Origin of the sequence: Caldalkalibacillus mannanilyticus JCM 10596, from assembly GCF_000615945.1 — a bacterium.
GTDB classification, from domain to species: Bacteria; Bacillota; Bacilli; order Caldalkalibacillales; family JCM-10596; genus Bacillus_AT; species Bacillus_AT mannanilyticus.
On the sequence record NZ_BAMO01000019.1, the window covers coordinates 73,443 to 83,087 of the forward strand.

Annotated in this window: 11 protein-coding genes; all 11 read left to right on the forward strand. The window is 35.6% G+C overall.

Annotation, left to right across the window (positions count from 1 at the left end):
• Positions 1-14 precede the first annotated feature (14 nt).
• The 11 genes from JCM10596_RS11865 (at position 15) to JCM10596_RS11915 (ending at position 9,424) form a co-directional block, all read left to right on the forward strand.
• Positions 15-398 carry an uberolysin/carnocyclin family circular bacteriocin gene (locus JCM10596_RS11865; protein WP_025027312.1) on the forward strand — a complete coding sequence of 128 codons (384 nt, stop codon included), beginning with the start codon at positions 15-17 and terminating at the stop codon, positions 396-398.
• Positions 399-488: 90 nt separating this feature from the next.
• Positions 489-1,145: a YIP1 family protein gene (locus tag JCM10596_RS11870; RefSeq protein WP_025027313.1), complete on the forward strand. Its 657-nt coding sequence runs from the start codon at positions 489-491 to the stop codon at positions 1,143-1,145.
• 38 nt (positions 1,146-1,183) lie between these two features.
• Positions 1,184-1,936 carry a hypothetical protein gene (locus JCM10596_RS29545; protein WP_025027314.1) on the forward strand — a complete coding sequence of 251 codons (753 nt, stop codon included), beginning with the start codon at positions 1,184-1,186 and terminating at the stop codon, positions 1,934-1,936.
• Complete coding sequence (locus JCM10596_RS11880) at positions 1,833-2,822, forward strand: M48 family metallopeptidase (protein WP_159102351.1); 990 nt, start codon at positions 1,833-1,835, stop codon at positions 2,820-2,822. The genes JCM10596_RS29545 and JCM10596_RS11880 overlap by 104 nt, the downstream gene beginning before the upstream one ends.
• Before the next feature lie 4 nt (positions 2,823-2,826).
• Positions 2,827-3,417, forward strand: a complete 591-nt coding sequence (locus JCM10596_RS11885) for a stage II sporulation protein M (RefSeq protein ID WP_025027316.1) — start codon at positions 2,827-2,829, stop codon at positions 3,415-3,417.
• Between the two features lie 57 nt (positions 3,418-3,474).
• Positions 3,475-5,208, forward strand: a complete 1,734-nt coding sequence (locus JCM10596_RS11890; RefSeq protein ID WP_025027317.1) for an ABC transporter permease — start codon at positions 3,475-3,477, stop codon at positions 5,206-5,208.
• A gap of 31 nt (positions 5,209-5,239) precedes the next feature.
• On the forward strand, positions 5,240-5,989 hold the full coding sequence (locus JCM10596_RS11895) for an ABC transporter ATP-binding protein (RefSeq protein WP_025027318.1): 750 nt from the start codon (positions 5,240-5,242) through the stop codon (positions 5,987-5,989).
• Between the two features lie 9 nt (positions 5,990-5,998).
• Positions 5,999-6,679 carry an ABC transporter ATP-binding protein gene (locus JCM10596_RS11900; RefSeq protein ID WP_025027319.1) on the forward strand — a complete coding sequence of 227 codons (681 nt, stop codon included), beginning with the start codon at positions 5,999-6,001 and terminating at the stop codon, positions 6,677-6,679.
• A gap of 21 nt (positions 6,680-6,700) precedes the next feature.
• Positions 6,701-7,777, forward strand: a complete 1,077-nt coding sequence (locus JCM10596_RS11905) for a COG1361 S-layer family protein (RefSeq protein ID WP_025027320.1) — start codon at positions 6,701-6,703, stop codon at positions 7,775-7,777.
• 20 nt (positions 7,778-7,797) lie between these two features.
• Positions 7,798-9,138: a COG1361 S-layer family protein gene (locus JCM10596_RS11910; RefSeq protein WP_025027321.1), complete on the forward strand. Its 1,341-nt coding sequence runs from the start codon at positions 7,798-7,800 to the stop codon at positions 9,136-9,138.
• Between the two features lies 1 nt (position 9,139).
• Complete coding sequence (locus JCM10596_RS11915) at positions 9,140-9,424, forward strand: ABC transporter permease (RefSeq protein ID WP_025027322.1); 285 nt, start codon at positions 9,140-9,142, stop codon at positions 9,422-9,424.
• The last annotated feature ends 221 nt before the right edge of the window (positions 9,425-9,645 follow it).

Below are 9,645 nucleotides of genomic sequence, written 5' to 3' on the forward strand. Positions count from 1 at the left end.
GGAGGTGAATTAGTATGGAAACATCTAAAATGAGATTTGTTGGAGTGGCTTTATTGCTAGTGCTAGGCTTTATTCTAATGGCGGGTTCGCCAACTACATACTCAGATGCAACTTATGCAGCAGCACCAAGCCAGTCAGAAGTAGCAGATTATAGCGCAGTAGAAATGCAATTGGCTCAACAAATCAACAAATTGTCCAGCAAAACATGGAACCAATCTCAGACAATGGCATCCAAAATTGTCAACCTTATCATGAATGGACATGATGTTTATACTGCTATTAGTGCTGTTGTTGGTATTGTTACTTTTGGTTGGGGATTTGCACTTATTACAGTTGCACAACTGTCATTAAAGTGGTATATCAAACGCAAAGGTAAAAAGGCTGCAGTAACTTGGTAGACTCAGTTGTAAGTTCTCATACTTGGTATGAGAACTTACTGCTATTTACAAATCTATTATGGAATTTAATGAACAAATGGAGGAAATGATATGACAACAGGAATCTCCTTGAATAATTCCTTATATAAGGTTTTGACAGAACCAACAAAGGTATTTAACTATTTAACGGAGCATCCAAGCATCCTCAGGCCTTTTTTATTGCTCCTGATAACAGGTTTATTCTTATCCGCAGTGTTATTTCCTTTTTTGCTTGAAGGTATTTTAGATTTTTTTGAATGGGAGTACTCTGTTGGGCTCGCTATTACGATCTTTATGGTTATGGCTTTAATGCTTTGTGGATTACTTCTAACAGAGTGGATGATATTATCTGTATTTATTTATTTTTTATCAATGGCATTGGCTCTCAAGCTAGTCCATTTTAAAACCGTTTCTAGTTTTACAGGATATAGCTGGGTTCCAATTATTATCAAGACCTTTGGATATGCTATGATTGTATTGATTACGGGAGAGATTTTTCAGCCACAGGGGCTATCTGCTATCTTTTCGGAAACCCCTAGCAATTTATTTCTAGTGATTTTACAGCACATTGATGTGTTTACGATTTGGCAATATGGAATATTGTTAATCGGGATACATAGTTTTGTTCAGCATAGGCTAAAATCGATCATTATTGTCACAATTACGTTACTAACCACCATAACAATTAAGACAATTCCTTACTTGTTAACCGTTGCTTTGCTGGATTAGAAGCATAATGAGGTGCATTGATAAAGGAGTATACATATATGGTCAAAAGAATAACGGTCAATTATTTGGTCGCTGCAATCATTACCATTCTTGTTATTATGATTGAATTAAGTGTTCGTTCACCCATTCTTTCTCCTTTTTTACTAATAGATGATCATAAAAAAGAACCTGTTTCTCAAAAAATTATGGCAGGTTTCTCAAGCTTTCAAGGGAACTACCTAATGAATATTTCTTCTTTAAAGCAAGGAGAAGAACGAGAGCCAGCTTTCGGATTTCATCTTGGTAGCAAATCGTATACCTTTTATCAGCTGAAGGATACGCCGAATCTACAGATCGATAAAGCGCTTTTGCAAGCTTCAACTCTTGAGGTAAATACAAGAAAAGGGGTCATTGCTGTTTTTGAAGAGGGAGCACACTCATCATTCGAGGGTGGGTCAGGTTTTTTAAATCGTTATCAAATTACCAGAGAAAATGGATCTCTTCCTGTACGTGTGACTTTTGAATCTGAATTTACTAGAGAATTGGGTTTTTGGAGTTTACCTTTTTTCTCTCCTTTTCCCAGGGGCTCTTTTTTTATGTTATCGAATGGTGATTTTGTCCGGCAGAAAAATGGAGAATCTAATTATTATTTTCTTACCCTTTTTATTGGCTGTATTGTTACCCTTGCTAATGAATTATTACTATGTTATGAGTTATCTATTACTCTACACGAATTCTTACTTACTAAGCATCTACCTATCGATTTTATTGCCAATCTTTCTTTCTCTCCTCATTACAGTACAATGCAGTGATTATTATGCGAAAGCCATAAAAAAAGAGAAAGAAACGAATGAAGAAGCGATCAAAGAGAGCTCCTTTTTTAGTTTAAGAAAAAAACGCGAAATGGTCATTTTGACTACGGTTGCGTTACTATATGTTTCTCTCTATTTCATGTTTCCGTTAGCCTGGCACTCTAAGATCATGAATCATGTCTTCCTATTTATAGCTTGGTATCTTTCGCTTACGTTTCTATTATTTATGGCATTTAACGTATTTCATCACTATATGGGTCATTACCATAAGGTAGAACAAAGCAAATCTCTTCAGAACATTGTAGAGGACATAGAAAGAAAACTTAATGTACGGATTAACCTCTTACTTAAACAAGATTCTTTAGAGGAAATGAATGCTTGGATCTACAGCCTAAATCTTAGCTTTACTAAAAGGATTCGTATTTATTTAACAGAAGGGATCTTGAAGCATTTTAATGCCAAGGAAATTAAAGCGATTTTGTTTCATGAACTAGGTCATGTCAAGTTAAAACATGGAAAATACATCATCGGCTTATCTTTTCTAGTAGCTATAGCTGTTAGTGTACTTATGTTTTACACAAGGCAGTTTATGTTAGCCTATGGATGGTGGCATTACTTGCTCGTATTTCCAGTAGGTGTGATAGGTTTAGTCTTTCTAACGGAATGGCTACCGAAAAAAGTGAGTAAGAGCTTTGAACATAAGGCAGATGAATATGCAGTAGAGCAGCTTGAAGATAAAGATTTATATATCAACACTCTGATTAAATTAATGGAATATCATGATGAGTCAGATCAAGCTGCGACCAAGAGAAAAGATTGGCACGATACACATCCTTCATTACAAAAAAGAATAGATTATATAGAAAAAAAATTTGGACAAGGGTGAAAAAATGATAGAAATGATTTATTCCATTGGTTTACATAGTAAGTCTTTTGTAAAACGTAACCTGTTACCGTTATTTGTAGCTGGATTTGTCGTGTTGTGTAGTTTTTTTGGCACGATACTTTTTCAATCGATAACGAATGGAACAGAAAGTGATGTCTATCAGAAAGTGGTGTATGAAGATAAGGAAGTCACACAAGTTGACGAAGAGATTAGCTGGGCGGATATATTTATTCATAATTTTATTATTTTGTTTCCAGCCATTCTTGGCATCCTGTCCTTTGGGTTCATTTCTTTTTGGTATTTGATTCTGCAAGGATACTTACTGGGAGTTAGTATTTTTACTGTATCCCAGCACCTTCCCCTCGGGACAGTGTTGAAATACACGGTTCCACATGGGATATTTGAAATACTCGCGATTATTTTTTTAGGTGCTTTTGCTTTTAAGCCAAGCATTGTCATTTTAAGTCATTTCCTTTTCAATAAGCCATTTATGAATAAACGTGATTTTCACGATATTACGATTCTTTTTGCCTTGTTTGTTATTTTTTTATTCATAGCTGCTTTAGTTGAAGGGCTCATTACGCCAAATTTGTAAAATCAAAGGACCGAGAAGAACTTATTTGGTTACATGAAGAGTAGGAGATCGCCAACAATGTATCAACAAAGTAAATATATCTATTATCAACAGAAGATGAGATGGAAGAGATTTATTCGTGAAATCCCCTCCGTTCTGCAAAGGGCTTTTTTAGATCCTTTAGTTAGATCGATAATGTTTATTTTTATAGCACTTATACTGCTTCTCTTTTTCTCACTATTATTTATAATAGTGGACAAGTTGTTTAGAATCGAACTTTTCCACTCGGTAACAACTTGGATTGCCATGGGTACGACTTTTTTTCTACTAATTGTCCTTAGAGGAATTTCAAAAACGGTTAAGACATTTCATTATACATTGTTTCAATATGAACTTTTAGGGATATTACCAATGAAATGGAAGGACCTTTATCTATGTAATCTTATTGAGCGCAACGTTCAACCGATCATGTTGACTTGGTTAGTTCTTGGTCTTTGTAGTGTTTCGGCTGTGATCACGTTAAAGCTTTCTTGGCTCCTCCTTTTGCTGTGGTTCCTGCTCTATCCCATTTTTATTATTCAATTGTTTGTAGTGAGGGATATTATAGCTGTCTGGTTATCCGCTTTTTTCAGACTCTTTAACATAAAAATCATTCACCATACTAGATTTTCATTAGGTATACTGGTAAGAAGAGGGCTTTTTTTCATTTTTATCGCTACTGTTTTTTCATTTGTGATTAGTCAGTTTATTTTTAACATGACTTCTTTTCTAAGAGATCTTTCCACTTTAGCTTCTGTGGCTACTCATTTTTTATTGACGGTTGAAAACCCATTAAAATGGATGAGTACAGCATTATATACAGCGGCTTTAGGAGAAATTCCTTGGCTTGAAATAATATATTTATACTTAGTTGGATTCTCTCTATGTGTGGTTTTGGAGAGGAGCTTGTTTTATCTTGAGCTTAAAGATATTTTACCCTTGTTTTATGCCGTTCAACCTACAAATGAATATGAAGAGAGAGAGCGTACGTTCTTTCATAACCCCGTCTTTGAACAGAATCAGATTGTTCAGATTATCCGCAAAGATTTGAAATATCTATGGCGAGATCCTGTGATTATGGAACAGATCTACTTGGCCATTTCTTATATCTGTATGCTGATCGGTTTCCTGCTTGGGTTGTTTTTGTCCTCATTTGAGGTGGAGCAATACCATCAACTAGTCCTAGAATTATCTTTGACCTTTAAATGGTTTATCATGTTCTTTCTTACTTTTTTATTAACTAGCCTAATAGCGGGAATGATCAAGCAAATCACTAGCTTCGATGCAGAAGGGAGAAATATGCATCTGTTTAGAGGAGCACCCATGAATATGAGCTTGGTAGTGTATAGTAAGCTGCTTTTACATTTCCTGGTCTCCTTTTTTGCGGCATTAATATGTATGACCGTGTGTACTGTGATATTTAAACTACCTTTCCTGTATTTTATTCTTATGCTCATCACTTTTCTGAGTGTAGCGGCTGTCTTTTCAGTAATACATGTTGGTGCAACTGCTCTTTTTCCAAGGTATGACTGGGAAAAGCGGGAGGATATAGGCAAGAATTATAATGCTTCACTCTTTCGTTTATCTGAATATTTTTACATATTTATCCTTTTGTTTGTTTTCATAACAGAAGTTATCCTCTTAAAATATGTTGGATTTTCCCTCAATCCCCTTATGCTAATTAGTCTGATGAGTGGAACAACAATTTTTTTATCGCTGGTGATTGTGAGAACATTTATTAAGATCATTGATCAGAAAATGAAATCTTGGTAGAATGGCTGATGAAAATAGAAGGAGATCTTATATGCTTCAATTACGAGAGATAACAAAAAGATATGATAATACGGTCAATGCTGTAGAAAATTTAAGTATTAAGGTTGAGCCTGGAGAGATCTTTGGATTTCTAGGTCCGAATGGGGCTGGCAAGACGACAACGATTAAAATGATCACGGGATTAGAGAAACCGACAACTGGAGAGGTTCTCATTCATGGATATAACATGGTAAAAGAACCTTTATTGGCGAAAAAAGTCATGAGTTACATTGCAGATAATCCATATCTCTTTCATCTATTAACGGGTAGAGAATTTTTGGATTTTATGGCTTCTATGTGGAAGGTGGAACGCAAAGTGAAGGAAGCCAATATTGAGAAATATTTAACTCTACTAGGTCTTGAAGCTAAAGCAAATCATCTTATTGACACATATTCTCATGGAATGAAACAAAAAGTGGCATTAGCAGGAGCCTTAGTACATGATCCAAAGCTTCTTGTACTTGATGAACCATTAACGGGAGTAGATGTGATGACAGCTAAAGACATAAAAAAGATGATTCAACAGTTTGCTCAAGATGGAGGGACGGTCTTTCTTTCCACTCATTTATTACATATAGCAGAAAGTATATGTACGAGGATCGGAGTGATTGCACAAGGACAACTTATTACAGTCGGGACAATGGAAGAATTGCGTGAAGTAAGCAAAAAAAACTCTAACCATACTTTGGAAGATGTTTTTATTCATTTAATAGAAAATACATCAAATCATAAAGAAGCCTAGGAGAATTTAATGACAGCGATTGCCTTAATGAAGAACATAAGTCAAAAATTCAAGATTGGAAATGATGAGGTTCTAGCGGTAAAAGACGTAGATCTTGAAATTCAACAAGGGGAGTTTATCTCCATTGTAGGCCCTTCGGGTTCTGGAAAGTCTACTCTACTAAACTTGCTGGGAGGATTAAGCAAACCAACAAGTGGTGAAATCATGGTTAAAGGATTTCAGTTAACCAAAATGAATGAAAACGAACTGTCTATCTTTCGCAGAAAACATGTAGGATTTATATTTCAATCCTATAATCTCTTACCAAATCTTACAACTCAAGAAAATGTAGCATTGCCTTTAATCTTTTCTGGTGTACCTCCTAAGGAAAGACTTAAAAAAAGCATTGAAATATTAGAGGTTGTAGGGTTATCCCATCGATTGGATCATAAACCGACTGAATTAAGTGGAGGACAGCAGCAAAGGGTGAGTATTGCAAGGGCATTAGTGAATAATCCAGAAATTGTGCTAGCGGATGAGCCAACTGGAAACCTTGACACCATAACGAGCGAAGAAATTATGCAACTTTTTACTCTTCTTAATCGTGAGAGGAGATGTACTATCATTCTAGTTACCCATGATCTTGAAGCGGCAAAGTATGGCAATAAAACAATTTATTTTAGAGATGGAAAAATAGAAGAAGTAGTATAGTTCTTTTAAGGAGGAAGTCAAGTGTATTTACATAGAAGAGCCCTAATCTTTTTTATCATCATGTTACTTTGTGTGAATCAAATGAATTTTTTCGAATTTGTAGCCTCTGCTGAGGGGCAAGTTACTCAGCCAATGAATGAAGAACCCAATCCAGCTGTAGATAATAATAATCCTGATACACCAAACAAACCGTTAATTAATGTCAGATCTTATCATACCAAGCCTAGTGATGTAGTACCTGGAGGAAACGTTTCATTATCGATCACATTCCAAAATCCAACTCAAGTGACAGCCAAAGATGTGAAGATCACATTAGGAGAAGACGGTATGGATTTCCTGAAAACATTCTCACCAAGAGATAGAGGGAATGTATTCTATATTAATGAAATTAAAGGAAATCAATTTGTACAGAAAAATATTGTTTTGGATACAAGCAGAGACGCAATTAACCAAAACTATAATTTGACTCTAAAAATTATTTTTTATGATGAAAAAGGAAACCAATTTGAATCTACAGAAACCATTGGGATAAGAGTAGTCAAAGTAGATATAGATAGAGGAAGACCAGAATTGGTGCTTTCTGATATTAAAATCAACCCCAGTGTGGTGCGAAATAACGAAAATATTGAGATCAAAGCAAAATTAAAAAACGTCGGTCAAAAAAATGCTTTTAACGTTCAGTTAGTTATCAACGATGGGAACGTGAATAGTCCATTTTCGACACTATTATCAGGGAATCATATTCCCCTTTCTAGTAAAGATTTATATGTTAATAAAGAAATGAATGTTTCATTTAAAGTTGCGTTGAACCAATATGCAGTAGATGGAATTAATAATTTAACTCTCAATCTAACCTACAACGATGGTCACAAAGAATTTTCTCATTCTGAAGTGATCGGAATTCCTGTTGAGAAAAACATGGATAAACCAAACTTACTTATTTCTGCTGTAAATACGGAACCTGCCGAAGTAGAGGTTGGAGAAGAATTTCGTTTACGCCTAAAAATAGAAAACTTTGGTGGAGAAGAAGCGAGTGATATTAGAGGAGTTGTCAGCAGTATAGAGGTTCATCAGGGCTCGATGTTTTTTTTCCGATAAATAGAAGTAATACGTTTTATTTGAAGCAACTAGCTAAGGGACAAGTGTTAGAAGAGGATATTCGCCTATTCATAAGTCCTAGAGCGGAAGCAAAAACCTATAATGTGGTTGTTAATTTGGAGTATCGTGATAAGAACGGCAATCATTATACGACGTCTGAGGTGATAGGTGTCAAGGTATATAAGAATGGAAAAACCTTTTACACAGACTCAGATCCTCTGCTGATTATTAATGGGCGCAGCTTAAATTATTCTCCAGTCACTTTAGGGAAGTCTTTTGACATTACACTTGATTTGTTTAATGCGACAAACACAACAGCCAAAAATATTACAATTACATTTGTTGAAGATGGAACAGACCAGCTACGAACGTTTTCTCCCTCAGCTGGAAGTAATGTTTTGTTTCTCCCTGAGCTAAAAGGAGAACAAACCACAAGTGTAACGATGGCACTAGATATCAGTAAAGAGATTCCTACACAGATTTACAACCTAAATGTTAAAATCGAGTATGAAAATTTTGAGGGGGAGAAGTTTGATTCGATGGCTACTGTTGGGATACCTGTAAAAGGGAATGACAATAAAACCATTGGACCAGAACTTACCATCTCTTCTTACGAACTATCATCTCCTTTAATAGAAATAGGTTCTACATTCGATATTTCATTAAATGTAAAAAACATAGGGGACGAAAGTGCGAGTAATGTGAAAATTTCACTCAGTTCTCCAGAGAATGGAAACCAAGTGGTGCTTACTCCCTTTGGTAATAGTAATACGATCGTTGCAGAAAAGGTGTCCTCAGGTGAAATTGTCAATAGAAATATAAAATATTTAATTAGCACCGAAGGAAAGTCCAGAATCTATACGGTCAATGTTAGTATGTCCTATGTAGATGAAGAGGGTCAGCAAAGAACAACGCATGAAACAATTTCTATTCCTGTAGAATCTCCCAGAGATATTAAGATTACATCTCTAAACTTTCCTAAGCATGTGAATATAGATGAAAAATTTGGATTAGGCTTGGAATTCATTAATATAGGGAAAGAACCAATCGATAATCTTCAGGTTTCATTTGAGGGAGATTTTAATGTGGATGAGCCCTATTACTATATTAATAAATTTGAGCCTGGTAACACGGAATATTTTGAGAGTGTAGCGCTCGTTGATTCTCCTGGTACGTATAGGGGTGCCATATATCTAAAATATAAAGATGGCTATGATCAAGAGAAAATCATCTCAAAACCAATAGAAATCCAAGTAAGTGATCCAACGGCTGCTGAGATAAATGAAATGGAAGCAGAAGAGCCGAAAGGATTTTGGAGCAAGGTATTGGGGTTTATTCTAGCCATATTTGGATTGGGTTAACATGTTAATTAGAGATTTACTTACATTTGTTATCACAGGATTATGGAGAAAAAAATTTAGGACATCATTAACGATTCTTGGTGTCATTGTAGGGACTTCAGCTATTGTCATAATGGTTTCCTTAGGAGTAGGGATGCAGCGTAACGTTATGGGCATGTTAGAAGACATGGGCTCTATTACAGATTTAGTCGTGACTCCAGAATATGATTTTGATGAAATCTCACTATCAGATGATTTTCCCGATCCTATTGTACCGCTAACAGACAAGGTTGTAAGCGAAACTTAAAAAATTGGAGGGAATTGTTTCTGTTGTCCCTCTTCTGGAACTTTATAATGCGGAGATTAACATGGGGCGCTATTCCACGCGTGCCTCTGTCATTGGAATTGAACCTAATGATGTATCAATGAGCGATTATAAAGTTTTGGAGGGGAGATTTCTTGCTCATAATAATGAAAACGGGGTTGTTATAGGGTACAAGATACCGGAACTGATGAAGCCTGGCAACA

Excerpts from the sequence above, each read along its gene's own strand:
- JCM10596_RS11900 (WP_025027319.1), top strand. The coding sequence starts at position 5,999 with ATGACAGCGATTGCCTTAATGAAGAACATAAGTCAAAAATTCAAGATT.
- JCM10596_RS11865 (WP_025027312.1), top strand. The coding sequence starts at position 15 with ATGGAAACATCTAAAATGAGATTTGTTGGAGTGGCTTTATTGCTAGTG.
- JCM10596_RS11885 (WP_025027316.1), top strand. The coding sequence starts at position 2,827 with ATGATAGAAATGATTTATTCCATTGGTTTACATAGTAAGTCTTTTGTA.
- JCM10596_RS11895 (WP_025027318.1), top strand. The coding sequence starts at position 5,240 with ATGCTTCAATTACGAGAGATAACAAAAAGATATGATAATACGGTCAAT.
- JCM10596_RS11915 (WP_025027322.1), top strand. The coding sequence starts at position 9,140 with ATGTTAATTAGAGATTTACTTACATTTGTTATCACAGGATTATGGAGA.
- JCM10596_RS11890 (WP_025027317.1), top strand. The coding sequence starts at position 3,475 with ATGTATCAACAAAGTAAATATATCTATTATCAACAGAAGATGAGATGG.
- JCM10596_RS11870 (WP_025027313.1), top strand. The coding sequence starts at position 489 with ATGACAACAGGAATCTCCTTGAATAATTCCTTATATAAGGTTTTGACA.
- JCM10596_RS11880 (WP_159102351.1), top strand. The coding sequence starts at position 1,833 with ATGAGTTATCTATTACTCTACACGAATTCTTACTTACTAAGCATCTAC.
- JCM10596_RS29545 (WP_025027314.1), top strand. The coding sequence starts at position 1,184 with ATGGTCAAAAGAATAACGGTCAATTATTTGGTCGCTGCAATCATTACC.